The organism is Bacillus sp. FSL R5-0512 (assembly GCF_038593295.1).
Classification (GTDB): domain Bacteria; phylum Bacillota; class Bacilli; order Bacillales; family Bacillaceae; genus Bacillus; species Bacillus safensis.
In genome coordinates this window covers 3,407,794-3,424,798 of sequence record NZ_CP151982.1, presented here as the reverse complement: position 1 = coordinate 3,424,798, position 17,005 = coordinate 3,407,794, and the positions used below count along the sequence as shown (strand labels likewise).

Below are 17,005 nucleotides of genomic sequence, written 5' to 3'. Positions count from 1 at the left end.
GAATTAGGGAGGGAGAAACATGGATACTATTATTAATGCATTTCCGTATTTAATGGATGGTTTGCAAACCACTTTATATATCTTTGTTGTTGCCATCATTTTAGGGTTTATCATCGGTTTAATTGTGGCATTATTCCGTCTGTCACCATTTAAAATCTTAAATTTCATCGCACTCGTCTTTGTGAATGCCATTCGAGGCACACCATTTATCGTACAGCTATTCTTCATTTATTTTGGTTTGAATACACTTGAATTCATTTCGCTTGATCGAGTGCCCGCAGGGATTATTACAGTAGCGATTAATGCAGGGGCTTATTTCTCAGAAATTATTCGTGCAGGGATTCAGTCTATTGATAAAGGACAAACAGAAGCTGCGCGCTCTTTAGGCTTTACAGGGGGGCAAAACATGCGCTTTATCGTCCTACCGCAGGCATTCCGCCGCATGCTCCCAGCGATTACAAACCAGGCCATCATCAGCTTGAAGGATACATCTCTCTTATCTATTATCGGAATTGCCGATATTATGCAGCGAGGGCAAGTTCAAGCATCGGCTACATTTGATCCTTTGAATGTCTGGCTGATTGTCGGTGTCATTTATTTCGTGATCATTTATTTACTTTCTCTACTGGCTAGCTACGCAGAAAGGAGATTTGATATCAAATGAGTATGATTACGGTGAAAAACTTAAAGAAATCCTTTGGCGATCACGAAGTGTTAAAGGATATTAATGCAGTCATCGAGGAAAAGGAAGTCGTGTGTGTCATAGGTCCTTCTGGATCAGGGAAAAGCACGTTTCTAAGATGCCTCAATAAATTAGAAGATATCACGGCTGGAGAAGTCGTTGTCCACGGGCACACGATTACAGACCCAAAGGTGAATATCAATAAAGTAAGGCAAGAAGTAGGCATGGTGTTTCAGCACTTTAATTTATTCCCTCATAAAACCGTTTTAGAAAATATTACGATTGCACCGATAAAAGTAAAAGGCATCGAGAAGAAGGCAGCAGTCGAAAAAGCGTTAGACTTGCTTGAAAAAGTCGGCTTAAAAGACAAAGCTCAAAGCTATCCTAACCAATTATCTGGTGGACAAAAACAGCGTGTAGCCATTGCAAGAGCGTTGGCAATGGATCCGAAAGTACTATTATTCGATGAGCCGACATCAGCTCTTGATCCTGAGGTCGTAGGGGATGTATTAGCTGTAATGAAACAATTAGCTGTCGAAGGTATGACAATGATTGTGGTCACACATGAAATGGGCTTTGCAAGAGAGGTAGGAGACCGTGTCATCTTTATGGATGGCGGATATATTGTCGAGGAAGACAAACCGGAAGCTCTCTTTGGGAACCCGCAGCATGAGCGTACAAAATCATTTCTTAGTAAGGTGTTATAAAAAAGAGTAAGGGCATGGATATGCTCTTACTCTTTTCTTTATGAATAAATGGGAGAGATTTAGCGGCCCCATTTCCTAGGAAATATTAGCGCTGGAAGAATTCGATCCATTCTTGGTCTGGTCCTCTGAAAAAGAAGTAGCAATATCCATTTGGTAATGTCGTAATTTCTTCATCAATTAATTCAATTTGCAGCTTTTGAATACGATTGAATTCAGCATGAATATTGTCTGTTGTGAAAGCGAGATGATGGACCTTCCCTTCAGATGGCAGGTCACTGCTGTAGCCTTGGATGAGCTCAATTTCCGTTTCGGTTTCATCTTTAAAACCGAGAAAGGCAAGCTCAATCACTCCATTTGTATGAGTGATGCGGTCCTTTAATTTCATGCCCACCACTTTTTCATAAAAATCAATCGACTGATCAATGTTCGAAACCATAATACCTGTATGATCTAAGCGTAATGTCGTCAAACGAAGTGCCTCCTCTATGTCATGTTGATAATTTTCTCCTCATCTTATCATAATAGAAGTAACGTATACATTCATATGGTAGGATAGAGAGAGTCAATTTAGGATAAGGATGACACAAATGAAAAAAATCTCATTAAAACAAACATTTGCGGAACAAGTGAAAAAGGGATATCCGCTCATTTCCAAAGATGCAGTATCGCATGTGAACGGTGTACGGGAAGGCGAGCTCATTGAATGGGTGGATGAGCGGGGCACTTTTTTAGGAAAAGGGTATTATGGTGTACAAAATAAAGGTATCGGCTGGGTCCTAACCTTTGATGCGAACGAAAAAATAGATCAAGCTTTTTTTGTCTCTAGGCTTGAGCAGGCAGCGAAAAGCAGAGCGCATTTATTTCGTGATGCACAGACGACTGCTTTCCGTGTGTTCAACGGAGAGGGTGATGGAATTGGCGGTGTCACGATTGACCATTATGACGGATTCTACCTCATCCAATGGTATAGCGAAGGAGTCTATACATTAAAGGAATATGTATTGGCTGCACTTGAGCACGTATATCCAGACTATAAAGGCATTTATGAAAAGAAACGATTTGATACATCTGGACAGTATATAGAAGATGATGATTTTGTGAAGGGAGAGAAAGGTGAATTTCCTCTCATCGTGAAAGAAAACGGCATGAACGTGGCGGTTTACTTAAATGATGGCGCGATGACGGGTATCTTCCTTGATCAGCGTCATGTGAGAAAAGCGATCCGAGATTGTTATGCAAAAGGAAAGACTGTGCTCAATACATTTTCTTACACAGGTGCTTTCTCAGTGGCAGCTGCGCTTGGTGGAGCGAGCCGTACGACAAGTGTGGATGTTGCAAACCGCAGCTTGAAAAAAACATCTGAGCAGTTTGAAGTCAATGGTATTGATGTGGACGGGCAGGATATCAAAGTCATGGATGTCTTTAAATATTTTCCGTTTGCAGCGAAAAAAGGCTGGACCTATGATCTCGTCATCTTAGACCCGCCTTCCTTTGCACGAACGAAAAAGCACACATTCAGTGCGGCGAAGGATTATAAGAAGCTATTAAAAGAAGCCATCCAAATTACAGCTGAGAACGGCGTCATTGTGGCATCAACGAATAGCAGTGCATTTGGCATGAAGAAATTTAAAGGGTTTATTGCGCAGGCTTTTAAAGAAGCAGGGCAAACCTATCGGATACTTGAAGAATATACCCTTCCTGAGGATTTCCGTACAACGAAGAATTATCCTGAAGGGAACTATTTAAAAGTTGTCTTCATACAAGCATAAGAAAAAGCCATTTTCCAATAAGGGAAATGGCTTTTTTTATAAGGCAAACGACATAAGGATAGGCGCTGCACATAATGTAATAATGGCTGAAATAATCATCGATACACTTGAGATCGTTCCTGAGACGGAGCTCATTTCAAAAGCCTTCGATGTTCCTGCCCCGTGTGCACCCGTTCCAAGCAGGACGCCCATGGCAATGTCATTATCGATGCGGAAGTAACGGATCACCATTGGACCGATAATCGATCCAAACAGTGCGGTTAAAATGACAAACACGGCCGTAACGGACGGCATGCCGCCGATCATCTCTGACACACTCATCGCTACAGGTGTTGTGACCGATCTTGGGACAAGGCTCTCAATAAGGCCTGTGTCCAGATGAAACAACTTGGCGATAAAAGCCGTTGATAAGATCGCAATGACAGAGCCGCAAGCCACATTCAAAATAATTTCCACTGCATGCTTCTTCAGGATATGAAAATACTTATATAAAGGAATGGCAAAAGCAACAGTCGCAGGCTGCAGCATATTCGTGAGCCATTTCCCACCTTGATTGTAAGCATCGTAAGGAATGTTGACGATTAACAGCAAGACGACAAGGGCAAGCGGAGTGACAAGTAACGGTGAGACATAGACCTTCGGATGCCGTTTGTATACCGCTTTTGATCCGAGATATAAAAGAACTGTTAAAATCAGAAATAGTCCGCCAACTAACATAGCTTTTTCCGCTCCTTTCGTTTTGCAATCATTTGCGTCATGATACCAGTTGAGAGCATGACCACAAACGTACTAATTAAGACGACAAGGACAATACTTGTGCCAGATTGAGAAAGCAATTTTCCATAATCAATGACACCAACTGCTGATGGAATAAAGAAAAGCAGCAGTTCTCCGAGCAGCCATACGGCGCCAAGTTCTATCCATTTTAATTGAATGATCTTAAAATGAAGTAATAAGAAAATGACAAGAATGCCTAAGATCGTGCCCGGAATTCTCAAATGCAAAAAGGCCGCCAGCACATTCATGAATTTCGCAAAAATAAACAAGACCATAATCTGAAGGGCAGCAATCAGCGGCGTTTTGAGCAATTTCACTTTCTGTTCACTCCTTTTTCTATATAAATTGTTCAGTGTTTCACAAAAACATGACAACGTTCCAATTGATGAGCTTACTTTAAAGTGTACAGCACGTTCAGTTATAGGTAAAATACATATATCGAATAGTAATTATTCCTTTTGTCTATAGGAAGGATGAAGCATGTGGACATCAGACATTTAACATATTTCTTAGAAGTGGCAAGATTAAAGAGCTTCACGAAAGCATCGCAGTCTCTTTACGTATCGCAGCCGACCATTTCTAAGATGGTCAAAAACCTGGAGGATGAGCTGGGGGTGCAGTTGTTTTACCGAAATGGTCGGCAGGTTGAAATGACAGATGCTGGCCAAACCATGTATACACAGGCGAGTGAAATTACACAGTCATTTCAGAATTTAACGAGCGAATTAAATGATTTAATGAATGTGAAAAAAGGGCATATTCGAATCGGACTGCCGCCGATGATTGGGTCAAGTTTCTTCCCGAATGTCATGGGGGAATTCCGTCAGCAATATCCAGATGTCACATTTCAATTAGTTGAGCACGGCTCCATTAAAGTAGAGGAAGGGGTCGAGGATGGGTCGTTAGATATTGGTGTCATTGTTCTGCCTGCAAATGATAAAATTTTTCATACGTACACCATTATTAAAGAGAACATGAAGCTCGTGACGCATCCATCCCATCCGATGGCTGGTCGTGAGGAAGTACATTTAGCTGATTTAAGGGAAGAGTCTTTTATTTTCTTTAGAGAAGATTTTGTTCTGCACAGCCGGATTTTGAATGAGTGTATGAATGCGGGATTTCGGCCAAATGTCATTTATGAAACGTCTCAGTGGGATTTCATTAGTGAAATGGTAGCTGAAAACTTAGGGATTGGACTTCTGCCAGAACGAATCTGCCGTGATCTTGATCCTGAAAAGGTAAAGGTCATTTCCCTAAACCCGTCGATTCCGTGGCATTTAGGTGTCATTTGGCGAAAGGACCGCTATTTGTCGTTTGCGGCAAGAGAATGGTTAAAGCATACGAAATCCTACGTGTGGGATGCAGAGTAAAAGGGAGGACGATACGGATGAAAACAAGCTGCGCGTCTCATTTATTGGAGAAGGTTCGAGAAAAAAATCCACTCGTTCATAATATCACCAATCAAGTTGTGACGAATTTTACAGCGAATGGACTGCTTGCTTTAGGTGCTTCGCCAGTCATGGCAAACGCCAAAGAAGAAGTGGCTGAAATGGCGCAATTAGCGGATGCACTAGTGCTGAATATTGGCACATTAACTAAGGAAACGGTGGAAGCCATGATTCTCGCTGGACAAGCCGCCAATGAAAAAGGTGTACCTGTTTTGTTAGATCCTGTCGGCGTCGGTGCGACAACGCTTCGAACGAATGCTGCTCAACAGCTGTTAGAGAAAGTGAAAATCACCGTTGTCAGAGGAAATGCTGCCGAAGTGGCTCATTTACTTGGAGTGGATGGCTGGGAGTCAAAAGGCATTGATGCGAAAGCGGCGAATGGAGATGTATCGGCATTAGCCAAACAAGCGTCTATTGCACTTCAGACAATAGTGGTGATCACAGGAAAAGTCGATGTGGTGTCAGATGGAGATGAGGTGCTGTCCATTCATAATGGACATGAATGGCTCACGAAGGTGACGGGAACTGGCTGTTTGCTGACGTCTGTCATCGGAGCATTTTGTGCAGCGGGTGAACAGCCGCTTTATGCGTCGGCAGCTGCATTGATGTTTTATGGTGTCGCCGCTGAAAGGGCAGCTCTGCACGCAAAGGATAAAGGACCGGGAACCTTTCAAATGGAATTGTTAAACGCACTATCACACACAACCGGCGATGATGTGCTGACACTAGGGAAAATAGGGGGAGTTTCACATGACAAAGGCTGATCAACAGCAAATCAAACAGCAATTATCGGTTTATTTTATTATGGGCACAGCGAATACAACGAGGCAGCCGCTTGATGTTGTGAAAGTGGCCATTCAAGGCGGAATCACCATGTTTCAATTTCGTGAAAAGGGTGAAAAAGCCTTGCAAGGTGAAGAGAAGAAACAATTGGCTCGTCAAATTCAAGCGCTTTGCCAAGAAGCAAATGTTCCCTTTATTGTGAATGATGATGTACAGCTAGCGATTGATCTTGATGCAGATGGCGTTCATGTTGGACAGGAAGACACAAATGCAAAAGACGTCAGAGAAAGGATCGGGAATAAAATATTAGGCGTATCGACGCATAACCTAGATGAAGTAAAACAAGCCATGAAGGACGGAGCAGATTATGTCGGTATGGGCCCAGTCTATCCAACGGAAACGAAAAAGGATACACGCAGTGTCCAGGGTGTGTCTTTGATCACTGAAGTCCGCCGTCATGGCCTTCAAATTCCGATTGTAGGTATCGGAGGGATCACATACGACAACGCAGCACCAGTGATACAAGCTGGGGCAGATGGTATAAGCATCATTAGTGCTATTAGCGAGAGCGCCGATCCTAAAAAAGCAGCAGAAGAGCTGAAATCACTTGTTGCAGCAGAAAAAGCATCTCTTTAATCTGAAGGAGACATGGATTAAATCAATTCATGTCTTTTCTTATGCCGGGTAAATTAGACAGGAGAGAAACAATTGTGTACAATTATATAGTTCGATTATTTTCGAAATGACAGGTAATTAAAGGAGAATGAACATGGAAGTGCTAGATACGTATTTTCGTCGATACGATGAAGCGGGAAAAAGCCAGAAGCAAATGGATGATTTGCTAGCATTGTTTTCTGACGATGTCATGATTGTCTTAAATGGCGCCCAAAAGCCTGGAATCCAAGCGTTCACACAATTTTTGAATACATTTTTCCACGTACATGATGACATTAAGCATATGTGGGATGGGTGGAATAAAAGAGAAGATGGAAAGTATGAAACAAACTGGGCCGTTTGCGGAAAGCTTTCGGATGGCCGTGTCTATACAGCAGAAGGAATTGATATCGCAGAGCTGGACGACCAAGGGAAGATCGTTTATTTAGAAAACGTTCCGAAAAACCCAGAGTTATTCCAGCGCTACTAAAAAGCCGGCTTTTTATTTATCTAGAGAATATGCCTCAATGGCTTCTTGAACAGATGTTTCTTTATCAAAAATAAGGTGGCAGCTGTACACTTCACTCAAGTGCAGTGATTCTTGCTCTAAGTGATCTACAAGCTCAAAGATATCTAGGATGGCTGCTAAACTTATGTTAGTTTGTCCACCTTCTGCATTATCATAGGTTTCTTCTGGGAAGCCTTGTTTGATTATTTCCTTCACTTGACGTTGGTTTTTAGCTTTTACTAAGACAATTCGTTCTTCAAAGATTTTATCAGGTATACTGCTTGGTGATGAGATAGATTCGAATAATAATTTTGCAGAATAAATACTTTGCATATGTCATCCCACTTCTTTCGTGTCGTTTTAAATAATTTCCAGTATGTGTATAACATGATAACATAGGAATGACATCTTGCAGAGAATACATCACTATAAATAGATTCATTACGGGGAGGGATAGGAATGAAGAGTGTGGTTGATAACAGGGGGGAAGTTCATGAAATTCTGTTAATCCTCATTACATGCTGCTCTCTAATCACGTTTAGAAGGGTTGCCAGATTAGAGAAGTATAAAAATAAGTTAAAAAGCCAATTTATACCTTACTGAGATTGAATAGAAGAACACAAGAAAAGCCGGCTGAGCAGCCGGCTTTTCCTTATGAATCAGTATCCATATGCATGCCTGTATGTGCCTTTACTTGAATTTCCGTAAAGGTGTCTTCATCTGCTTTTTCAGAAGAGAATATCGTGCCTAAGTAGGCGGCAAGGAATCCGAGTGGAATCGAGATAATCCCAGGGTTCGACAGCGGGATGAGCGGCTCTCCTGTGAAGATGGCTGCTCCTGACGGGTCCCAGACGCTTGGGCTGAGCGAGACGATGACCAGTGCGCTCAGAAGGCCTGTTAAGCTTCCTGCGATGGCACCTGTAGAGTTAAATCGTTTCCAAAAAACAGTGAAGATAATCAAAGGTAAATTCGCACTTGCTGCCACTGCGAAGGCAAGAGACACAAGAAAAGCGACGTTTAAGGACTGGGCAAATAATGCGAGAATGATAGAGAGGATCGCCACGCCGATGGAAGCAAAACGTGCCGCCTTCACCTGCTCCCGCTCACTCGCTTTTCCTTTGCGGATAATCTGACTATAAAAATCATGCGCAAAGGCAGACGCGGCGGATAGGACGAGACCCGTTACCACCGCCAAAATAGTCGCAAAGGCAATAGCGGAAACAAAGGCAAATAACAAATCTCCTCCAAGAGCTTGGGCGAGCAGTGGAGCGGCCATATTTCCTGCTGCATCTGCTGCTGTGATCGCTTCTGTTCCAACAAATGCAGCAGCGCCGAAGCCAAGGAAAACCGTCATTAAATAAAAAATCCCGATGATCCAAGTAGCTGAAAGAACCGATTTTCGCGCAGAAATCGCATCCTTTACTGTATAAAAACGGATCAAAATATGTGGCAAACCTGCTGTCCCAAGCACTAAAGCAAGGTTCAAAGATAGTGTCTCTAAAGGCACATCATATTTATTTCCCGGGTGAAGAAATGCCCCACCGAGCGGGGTCGCTGTTTTCATCTGTTCAAACATCTTCAGCAGACTAAAATCAAACTTTGCAAACACAAGCAGAGAAATAATTAACGTCCCAAGCATGAGAAGCACAGCCTTTGTGATCTGTACCCAGCTAGTCGCAATCATGCCGCCAAACACGACATAAATGGTCATCAGGACACCCACGATCAGTACCGCAATCCAGTAATCAATGCCAAGAAGCAGTTTGATTAATGCACCTGCCCCAACAAGCTGTGCAATCATATAAAAAGTAGAGACTGTAATGGTATTAAAGGCGGCAACCCCTCGAATGGCAGGGCGCTTAAACCGTGCAGCGATCATATCGGCCATCGTATATTTCCCCAGATTTCGAAGCGGTTCAGCCACAACGTAAAGAACGACAAGGTACGCTACTAGAAAACCAATGCTATAGAAAAAGCCGTCAAATCCGTTTAACGCGATCATGCCAGCAATCCCTAAAAATGATGCAGCAGACATATAGTCTCCAGCAATGGCAAGGCCGTTTTGAAACCCAGTCAGACCTCCGCCTGCTGTGTAAAAATCACTCGCATTGCTAGTTTTTTTCGCAGCAAAATATGTGATGACCAATGTGAGTCCTACGATCGCTACGAACAAAATAAAAGCGGTCATGCTCATTCGTCATCACCTCTTGATTCATTTTTTAAAGCGCTTACATAATTGTCGAACTTAGCTGCTTTTTTCGCATAAAGTCCACATAAAACCCAGGTCATGACAAATTGTGTGAGGGCGAATAACCAAGCCCATGAGATCGCGCCAATTGCCGGCGTGTTCAAAAAGGTGAAGTAGGATGTAGCAACCGGAAGTGAAAAGTAAAAGAGAAAAAAGAAAATCGTCATCGGTACGATAAATCTGCGTTTTTCCTCAAGAAGTTTTCGGAAATCCTCTGAAGCGGCAACCTTCTTATAATGAACTTTTTTGTCTGCCATTGTTTCCTCCTTTGTACGAATTAGGGACAAGGTACTCCAATGCATATGAGACGATCTGGCTGTTTATGACAGTATATCATAAAAAAGGCACCCGAAAAGGGTGCTGAGCCTGATCAAAACATGACTTTATCTTGAGGTATTGTGTTAAGTCGAGAAGGGGCAAAAATTCTATTAGACGAAATAGCATCTTTGGAAGAGTGAAATCTAGAAAGGTGACTGACCGTCTTGTAGATGCAAGACGGCATTTTTTGGTAATATATAATAAAATTGTTTAGGTAATTAATGGGTTGATCCTGTTGTTGTAGGGGGAAGGCAATGGTTAAGACAATCTCAAGAAATGACCCGTGTTTCTGTGGTAGCGGGAAGAAATATAAAAAGTGTCATAGTGACATTCATCCTGAATCAAGAGCTGCTCGGCTTATCCAGACATACAGAAAGTACGAACGAAAAATAGAAGATTATCAAAAATCAACAGGTAATATTCCTCCATGTCAAAAGGGGTGTTATAACTGCTGCTATGAGGATTTTTCTATAACTGAAATTGAGAAATTGAGTTTGAATTTATTATGCGTGAGTTGAAGACTTGAAGCAAAGATCGAGTAGAAAAAATATATGATACTGTTTTAGATCAGTGTGAAACAATTAAAAATGAACGACCTGACACCTGGAGAAAATTTAGAGGTATATGTCTCGAAAGACGTTGGCACAATACTTGTTGAACAATTGAAATAGCTTTATAAAAAGGGTGTTTTGAAGTCGAGGATCAAGGAGAAAATCGTATTATGGAATATAAATTAGTGCCGGTACACGCCGATGGAACAGTCGCGTGCTGAAAGCTTAATTGAAACATACAAGGATGGTATGTTAGATAAAGATGATAAAAATTCATTCCAGAGAGGTTTTCAACTGTGCCTTATAGATTTCGGATATAAAATAATGGAAAAGTGAAATTCAACACAAGAAGCCGTAAATGGCTTCTTTTTTTATGTAAAAAGGGTTGTTTTACGAGGAGAAGAATGAGAGGGCTTACCGATCGTCTGCACGCTGCAACACTTTCTATACGCTTACCACTATTAATGCAGAACCAAAATATTTTCAGCAATTTCAAAAATTTTGTGTTGAAGTCTTATATTAAGAGTAAGCAGGCTCTTACTGGAGCCTGCTTTTTTTATTTATTGTTGCTTAACAGTAATTTTTAAGGTATTTTTACAGTATATGCTAAGTCGACAAACATAATATTTACGCCTACATCAACTTTCTTATATTTGTTTTTAACTGCCCATGCAACCGCACCAGAAGTTCCAGCAGTAATAGCCGCAGCGGCTCCGGCACCCCATGGTCCAGCAGCAGCAATTTTGCTTGTGTACCAACCGATATATCCGGCTGCAAATCCACCTGCTACTATGGCGTTCATGCTTCTAACTTTCGGTCCTAATTTGAGGTGTAGACCTACAAAACCATAAGCCTGCATGTCACCTTTTTTCTCATTCTCTTCAAAGCTAAATTCTTCTGATTTCATAGAAGTCATTAGTTGACTGTCGTGTTCTGAAATTCCCATTTCCATAAGGGTTTCTTTATCAGCTGTAAAATGAATATTTCCATCCTTATCTAATTCGAAGTAATTAGATAGTTTCTCTGCTAATTCCAATTGTTTTTTATCTACACTGACTGGAGGGGTCTCATTATTACCTTGATTGGCATGACTAATCATTGGAGAAGAGAAACCAAATGTAATAGTAAGCACACATAACATTACTAGAAATTTTTTAAACATACGTACCACTCCTATTTGTTTTTTGGGGTAACGCATACATGATATTTCCTTCTATTGGGGTGGAATACTTAGAGGTTAAGGAGAGTAATAAAATGTATTTATTCTTATTCACTTTGATTTATTGTGTAATCACACACATTTTTAATTTGTCCTATGAGTTTTCTTTTGGGGTGTATTTTATAGGTCTAGGTTTGATCAAAGGACTTTCCAGCGGGGAAATTAAAGACATCTTTAATTTCAAAAAGACAAGGGACGTGTTCAAAGAAAACAGATTTATAGATTCTTTGATGGAATTGTTTTCTTTGATAATAGTGTTTATTAATGCATACATAATTGATTATGAACCATTCTCTCCCTTTGAGTTTGTTTATACTTTTTTCTTGATTGTAATTCTATACAGATTCCTATTTTGGGGAATCATAAGAGAGTCAAAAAAATGGTTGCATAATGAGGCATAGGAGTCATGGACTTATAAGAATCACTCACTTTCTTTGATATATTTTCATGCTACCATTTATTTCTTGATAATTGGTAATGTGATGGAAATTTTCTTTTTGGGTTGCGGTGACCGCAATATAGGTTCTTTTATTTGGGAGGAGAATTTATGATGACTGTAATACCAGTATTGATGATGTTAATTGGTGCTTCCTATTTTGCTGTTTATATGATAAAACGTAAAAATAATAAAGAAAAAGAGATGGGTTATAAAGTTGTTTTTGCCGTTGTTTTCTTTTTACTGAGTGTCCCATTCATCAATATGGTCATCACTGGATAATAAAGAACAGGCTAAAGAGCCTGTTTTTTTTGTTTCTAAAAAAACATAGCGCCTATTTCAAACCACCAAGAGCGTTCATGTTCGTTTTAAGCACCTTTATTTATGCTCGGGTATTTCCATAGTGTGATGCTTCAAGAACGCTTATATGGGATTTAAATGCGTTAACTGCTGCGATAGCATCTAAAGATTGATATGTCTTGTGTCCTACTTGCTTACAAAGTGTTTGCGTCATGCCGAAAACTTTACATATGAATGGAAAAATAGGATTTTATTAGGAATTATTGTGCTAACATTTGTTAAAAATTGGTTTTCTAGGGGGGATTGTAGATGGCGTCTATACCGTCTCCAGTTGTAGCGATCAAGATAAATGAATGGTATAAGCATATAAAAAGATTCAATGTTAAAGAGGCCCATATGCTAAGGGAAGAGATTAGAAAAGATATAGATGTCATGGAAGAAGATGAACAGGCGGTTCTTTATTTTCAGCTGATGGAGTTCCGTCACCAATTGATGACAGACTATGTGCAGCCTTCTAAAGAACCACTTGAAAAATCTGATTACTTGAAAGCTGTAGAAGGACAAGGAAAGAAGATGTCAGCCATTCTTGAATACTATTTTAATTTTTTTCAAGGAATGTATGAATTCAAAAATGGTAAGTTTATTAGAGCTATTGTGTTCTATAAGCGCGCGGAAAAGCGCCTGGAGCAAGTAGGGGATGAGTTAGAAAGAGCGGAATTTTACTACAAATTATCAGAAGTGTTTTATCACATGAAACAGACACACGTGTCTATGTATTACGTTGGTCTTTCTTATGATACCTATAAGGCACATAAGAGCAATTCACTTTATATGATTCGAGAAATTAATTGTCTAACTGTTATGGCAGGTAATTTCATTGATTTTGAATGCAGAGAAAAGGCGCTTCCTCATTTATTGTCAGCTTTAGAAAGATCTAAGGCAATTTCTAATAAGCCAATGATTGTGAAGTCATTATTTAATATTGGTTGTTGTTATAAAGGATTAGGTGATTTTAATAGGGCACTAGCTTATTTTAATCAGGTTATTCTTGAAGGAGAGCCTATTCATGCTACAGAGTTGCTTTTGGTTTATTATGAATTATCTTTATTTCATTTGAGTCAAAAGGAATTTATTGAGGGAGAAAGATTTTTCAAAAGAGGCTTGGAAGAAGCGAAGAATAGAAAAAATGATCTGTTTTTATCGTTGCTGATGGTATTGGAAAATTTATTTTTAAAAACAGCAAACCTAAGTGAGGTCTTGAGCTCGTTGGAAAAATTAGAGAACGAGAGGGGTTATCCATACATAGAAGACCTAGCGCTCGAAGCGGCTCGGTACTATAATGAGAATGGGCGTATGGATGAATCTGTAAAAATGTACGAAAAAGTGATGTACGCCCGAAAACAAATCCAAAGGGGCGACTGTTCATATGAATTTTAAAACGGTTCTTACTGGTTTTTTGAGTGCTTCAGCATTGCTAGGTGTGATCTCATTATCATCTGTCGATTTTGATGTGAATTCAAGAAATGCTACTTCTCCAGAATCAACTGATCTGACAGTAAGAAATGCTACAGGCAGTAGCGTTACTACTCAAGATTTCCCTCTTATAACTTTATCTCAACATGATAACGATTTTGCTGTGAGGAATGGAACCCGTTCTAGTGTAAATCCGGATATTCGTTTTGGAACACGTGATTCTAGATTATCTACTTGATGAATCAAACAGACCTTTAGGTCTGTCAGGCTGTCGAGAAAATCTCGACAGCTTTATTTTCCCGGAAAGGTTATCGGTTCTACAAATCAGATCCGAAAGCATGTGCTCCGTGTCCTTTTCTTGAAAGCTGCACAAGATCTTAAAAGCACCAAAAGACCCATTCTCACCTAACATCATGACGTGGAAAATAAAAAAGAATGTAGAAAAACATGAGTTTCTCTACATTCTGGGCACCCGAAAAGGGTGCTTTCTATCGATAATTTGCAAGAAATGTTTGTCTCGCTTTTTCATATGTTTCCGCATCAAAATGATCTCCGCATTTATGAATACACCAAGGCTCTTCTTGTCTTGCAATCCCAACTTCATAGCCCTTCTGAGTGAATTCAAAGGACTGCGAAACATCATAAAAATGAAAGCCATCAAAGAGATCCTCACGCCACTTCACATCATACTGCGTCGCCATGAAAAGACCATCAATGGCCGCAGCTTTGATATAATCTTGCGCTTCGGGCTGCTGACGGCCTCTTTCAAACGAAAGCAGCTGATAGGTGTCGTGACGATATTCAATGACTTTTCCCCTGCAATCAGAACTCTCCCACCAAATTCCATTGTCAGGCACGCATTCTGCTCCAATCACTCCAACCATGCCAAGTGATGGATTTTGTAAAAAAAGCGGGATGAGTTCAAGCAGCATATGCTGTTTGACAATCAGGGTATCCTGATGAAGATAAATTTTAAACTGAGCTGGATGAGTGATGGCTTCATTGTATGCAGAGGTCATACTTGATGCCTGTCTGATGGGTAAGACCTCCACATGGTATCCATGAGGAGCCGGAAGTGAAGCGAGCTGCCGGAAGCAAGCTTGAAACATCGATTCATCATTCACACATAAAACAAACAGAATCGTCGGATTACTCATGAAATGGAACCGCCTCGACCACATATTGATAGGCTGTAGCAGACTCGTGGAAATCAGAACGAATGCCGTGTTTCATGAGTAATTCATGTAGATCATTCAACACGCTTGCATAGGAAGGATGCTGTACGCGAATGGCCTCGAATTCGCGAATGCGAAAACCCGCTGAATGAAAGAGTGCATGTATTTCGTGAAGGGTGAAGAAACGTAAATGTGTTTGATCCATTAACCCTGCATCTGTATAAGTAAATCTGCCGGCTAGTAATTCTAAAACCGTTGAAATGTGGCCGATATTTGGAATAGATGACAGGATGGCACCCTCTTTTTTAAGGAAGGGTTTCACCTTTTTTAAAACGGCCCAAGGGTCCAATAAATGCTCGAGGACGTCTCCGAAAATCATGCAGTCAAATTGTTCATGTTGATAAGGGAGAGCCAGCTGTTCAATATTTCCGCAGAGAACATGATCCAGCTCTTGTTCCGCCTCTTTTGCTGCATCTTCAAATGACTCAATGCCATAAATGGTCCGGCCCTTTTGTTTCAGGACTTTTCCAAGCTTGCCTGTGCCGCATCCGATATCCAACAAAGACGTCCATTCCGCGCGGATACGGCTGACGATGACCGGGTTTACCCCATGATAATACTGATCCTTTTTTTGGTGATAATACGAAAGGGAATCTGAACTCACGCTCTACCCACCTTTCTGCTTTCTCGTTGTTTTCATGCTTAATATATGGGTGGACAGCTTGGTTTTATAACGAGAGAAGGACAATTTTCATGAATGGCGGCTAAAAAGGGATCATATAAAGAACAGGAAACGGACTGTCCTCCTAATATAGAAAGACAGAACCCCATTGAGTGGAAGGGATTGGTATGGAGAGGTGTTCAATTATTGTAGCGTATCGTCATGAAAGGATTTTCAAAAGGTCAATTGACAGGTCAGAACTTATAGCCAAAGCAGTCTGAAAGACAAAGGATAACGGCGTTGATTTACGGTTTGTTTATCATCTTCTGATCACCGTTGGATGTTAAAAAAGCTTGTATTTCTTCGATGCCTAGTCCAATTTTTTTCGCTTCCTGAATCAAATAAACCCACTCTTCGTCAACTCTTCTTTTCACTTGCGTATCCATAATATCCTCCAGTTCAATAAGACATATTCACTGCAACCAATGACTTGAACAAACCGTCTAGTAACTGTACGTGTGGTTGAAAACAGCGCAAAATAAATTTTGTCGAAAAATGATGACATTTAACCTATTTTGTAAAATCTATCACTACCACGTCCCTAAAAAAATGACTAAAAAACCCATAAATATTGAAATCTTACTTCTAATAATAAACAATTGTAAAGTCAGTTGAAAGATTATAAATTAAAATAATGATAAAGACCTAAAACATTTGACTCATATAAACCGATTGCGTTGACATTTGCCATCGAGTAGAACAAATTTCATCTTTTCCGGACATACATATTGTTCGTTTGGGAAGTTCTTCTCAAGATGGTATTCTAAAAGAAACAGAAACCACCAAGAAGGAATGAAGAAAGACATGTATAGCCTTTTTCAAAAGTATCAAGAAGTTGTCATGTATCTTGTGATGGGTGTGTGTACAACCATTGTCAATATCGTCAGCTTCTATTTATTCGTTGAGATGTTTTCCATGGATTACAAAACAGCTACGGTTGTTTCATGGGTATTTGCTGTTCTCTTTGCTTATATCACCAATAAGAAGTATGTCTTCAAGCAAAAGGCTCGTGACACAAAAAGCCTCATGCGTGAGCTTTCTTCATTTTTTAGTGTCCGTCTCATGTCTCTAGGTGTAGATCTGGGGCTGATGATTTTATTTGTGAGCCAAATGGCGCTCAATGAAACCGTCGCAAAAATTCTCGTCAACTTTGTGATTGTGGTGGTCAATTATGTCGCCAGTAAGTGGTTCGTCTTCAAGAAAACAAAAGAAGATGCGATTTAACACATAAAAAAG

At 40.4% G+C, this 17,005-nt stretch carries 21 protein-coding genes; 11 read left to right on the top strand and 10 right to left on the bottom strand.

Features of this window, described 5'->3' with window-relative positions; translation table 11 throughout:
* Nucleotides 1–19 precede the first annotated feature (19 nt).
* Nucleotides 20–664, top strand: a complete 645-nt coding sequence (locus NSQ25_RS17665) for an amino acid ABC transporter permease (protein WP_024423856.1) — start codon at nt 20–22, stop codon at nt 662–664.
* Nucleotides 661–1,389, top strand: a complete 729-nt coding sequence (locus NSQ25_RS17660) for an amino acid ABC transporter ATP-binding protein (RefSeq protein WP_034281322.1) — start codon at nt 661–663, stop codon at nt 1,387–1,389. The genes NSQ25_RS17665 and NSQ25_RS17660 overlap by 4 nt, the downstream gene beginning before the upstream one ends.
* Before the next feature lie 85 nt (nt 1,390–1,474).
* Here NSQ25_RS17660 and NSQ25_RS17655 read toward each other — a convergent pair whose 3' ends face one another.
* On the bottom strand, nt 1,475–1,858 hold the full coding sequence (locus tag NSQ25_RS17655; RefSeq protein WP_024423854.1) for a VOC family protein: 384 nt from the start codon (nt 1,856–1,858) through the stop codon (nt 1,475–1,477).
* Nucleotides 1,859–1,976: 118 nt separating this feature from the next.
* Here NSQ25_RS17655 and NSQ25_RS17650 point away from each other — a divergent pair, with 118 nt between their 5' ends.
* The gene (locus NSQ25_RS17650) at nt 1,977–3,158 is read left to right on the top strand and encodes a class I SAM-dependent rRNA methyltransferase (RefSeq protein ID WP_326135918.1); all 1,182 of its coding nucleotides are present in this window, start codon (nt 1,977–1,979) and stop codon (nt 3,156–3,158) included.
* Nucleotides 3,159–3,194: 36 nt separating this feature from the next.
* Here NSQ25_RS17650 and NSQ25_RS17645 read toward each other — a convergent pair whose 3' ends face one another.
* Nucleotides 3,195–3,875: a CidB/LrgB family autolysis modulator gene (locus NSQ25_RS17645; protein ID WP_212051310.1), complete on the bottom strand. Its 681-nt coding sequence runs from the start codon at nt 3,873–3,875 to the stop codon at nt 3,195–3,197.
* Entirely contained in the window at nt 3,869–4,252 is a 384-nt protein-coding gene (locus NSQ25_RS17640; RefSeq protein WP_080701177.1) for a CidA/LrgA family holin-like protein, read from the bottom strand. Before NSQ25_RS17640 ends, NSQ25_RS17645 begins: the two co-directional genes overlap by 7 nt.
* Before the next feature lie 165 nt (nt 4,253–4,417).
* On the opposite strand from NSQ25_RS17640, the gene NSQ25_RS17635 reads away from it, so the two are divergent.
* The 4 genes from NSQ25_RS17635 to NSQ25_RS17620 all read left to right on the top strand — a co-directional run bounded on the left by NSQ25_RS17635 (nt 4,418) and on the right by NSQ25_RS17620 (nt 7,310).
* Complete coding sequence (locus tag NSQ25_RS17635) at nt 4,418–5,305, top strand: LysR family transcriptional regulator (protein WP_039182411.1); 888 nt, start codon at nt 4,418–4,420, stop codon at nt 5,303–5,305.
* Nucleotides 5,306–5,322: 17 nt separating this feature from the next.
* Nucleotides 5,323–6,147 (top strand): hydroxyethylthiazole kinase, encoded by an 825-nt coding sequence (gene thiM, locus NSQ25_RS17630; protein ID WP_326135917.1) that lies wholly within the window; start codon nt 5,323–5,325, stop codon nt 6,145–6,147.
* Nucleotides 6,134–6,802, top strand: coding sequence for a thiamine phosphate synthase (thiE, locus tag NSQ25_RS17625; protein WP_326135916.1), 669 nt, complete (start codon nt 6,134–6,136; stop codon nt 6,800–6,802). Before thiM ends, thiE begins: the two co-directional genes overlap by 14 nt.
* Before the next feature lie 133 nt (nt 6,803–6,935).
* Nucleotides 6,936–7,310 carry a nuclear transport factor 2 family protein gene (locus NSQ25_RS17620; protein ID WP_111926935.1) on the top strand — a complete coding sequence of 125 codons (375 nt, stop codon included), beginning with the start codon at nt 6,936–6,938 and terminating at the stop codon, nt 7,308–7,310.
* Nucleotides 7,311–7,322: 12 nt separating this feature from the next.
* On the opposite strand, the gene NSQ25_RS17615 is transcribed toward NSQ25_RS17620, so the two are convergent.
* The 4 genes from NSQ25_RS17615 to NSQ25_RS17600 all read right to left on the bottom strand — a co-directional run bounded on the left by NSQ25_RS17615 (nt 7,323) and on the right by NSQ25_RS17600 (nt 11,607).
* Nucleotides 7,323–7,661 carry a DUF4288 domain-containing protein gene (locus tag NSQ25_RS17615; protein ID WP_326135915.1) on the bottom strand — a complete coding sequence of 113 codons (339 nt, stop codon included), beginning with the start codon at nt 7,659–7,661 and terminating at the stop codon, nt 7,323–7,325.
* A gap of 319 nt (nt 7,662–7,980) precedes the next feature.
* Nucleotides 7,981–9,522: a cation acetate symporter gene (locus NSQ25_RS17610; protein ID WP_046312821.1), complete on the bottom strand. Its 1,542-nt coding sequence runs from the start codon at nt 9,520–9,522 to the stop codon at nt 7,981–7,983.
* Nucleotides 9,519–9,833 carry a DUF485 domain-containing protein gene (locus NSQ25_RS17605; RefSeq protein WP_034281315.1) on the bottom strand — a complete coding sequence of 105 codons (315 nt, stop codon included), beginning with the start codon at nt 9,831–9,833 and terminating at the stop codon, nt 9,519–9,521. Before NSQ25_RS17605 ends, NSQ25_RS17610 begins: the two co-directional genes overlap by 4 nt.
* A 1,195-nt stretch (nt 9,834–11,028) precedes the next feature.
* Nucleotides 11,029–11,607 (bottom strand): hypothetical protein, encoded by a 579-nt coding sequence (locus tag NSQ25_RS17600; protein ID WP_139142194.1) that lies wholly within the window; start codon nt 11,605–11,607, stop codon nt 11,029–11,031.
* A gap of 604 nt (nt 11,608–12,211) precedes the next feature.
* Here NSQ25_RS17600 and NSQ25_RS17595 point away from each other — a divergent pair.
* The 3 genes from NSQ25_RS17595 (at nt 12,212) to NSQ25_RS17585 (ending at nt 14,111) form a co-directional block, all read left to right on the top strand.
* A complete protein-coding gene (locus tag NSQ25_RS17595) occupies nt 12,212–12,382 on the top strand; it encodes a hypothetical protein (RefSeq protein ID WP_186365578.1) in 171 nt (56 codons plus the stop codon).
* Between the two features lie 327 nt (nt 12,383–12,709).
* Nucleotides 12,710–13,837: a Rap family tetratricopeptide repeat protein gene (locus NSQ25_RS17590; protein WP_326135914.1), complete on the top strand. Its 1,128-nt coding sequence runs from the start codon at nt 12,710–12,712 to the stop codon at nt 13,835–13,837.
* Nucleotides 13,827–14,111, top strand: coding sequence for a hypothetical protein (locus NSQ25_RS17585; protein ID WP_041115399.1), 285 nt, complete (start codon nt 13,827–13,829; stop codon nt 14,109–14,111). Before NSQ25_RS17590 ends, NSQ25_RS17585 begins: the two co-directional genes overlap by 11 nt.
* A 250-nt stretch (nt 14,112–14,361) precedes the next feature.
* On the opposite strand, the gene NSQ25_RS17580 is transcribed toward NSQ25_RS17585, so the two are convergent.
* The 3 genes from NSQ25_RS17580 to NSQ25_RS17570 all read right to left on the bottom strand — a co-directional run bounded on the left by NSQ25_RS17580 (nt 14,362) and on the right by NSQ25_RS17570 (nt 16,155).
* Nucleotides 14,362–15,030 carry a glycosyltransferase family protein gene (locus tag NSQ25_RS17580; protein WP_326135219.1) on the bottom strand — a complete coding sequence of 223 codons (669 nt, stop codon included), beginning with the start codon at nt 15,028–15,030 and terminating at the stop codon, nt 14,362–14,364.
* Complete coding sequence (locus NSQ25_RS17575; protein ID WP_326135220.1) at nt 15,023–15,712, bottom strand: class I SAM-dependent methyltransferase; 690 nt, start codon at nt 15,710–15,712, stop codon at nt 15,023–15,025. The genes NSQ25_RS17580 and NSQ25_RS17575 overlap by 8 nt, the downstream gene beginning before the upstream one ends.
* Before the next feature lie 302 nt (nt 15,713–16,014).
* Nucleotides 16,015–16,155, bottom strand: a complete 141-nt coding sequence (locus NSQ25_RS17570) for an anti-repressor SinI family protein (protein WP_008345506.1) — start codon at nt 16,153–16,155, stop codon at nt 16,015–16,017.
* 454 nt (nt 16,156–16,609) lie between these two features.
* Between NSQ25_RS17570 and NSQ25_RS17565 the strand changes: the two genes are divergently transcribed.
* Nucleotides 16,610–16,993 (top strand): GtrA family protein, encoded by a 384-nt coding sequence (locus NSQ25_RS17565; RefSeq protein ID WP_012011676.1) that lies wholly within the window; start codon nt 16,610–16,612, stop codon nt 16,991–16,993.
* Nucleotides 16,994–17,005 lie beyond the last annotated feature (12 nt).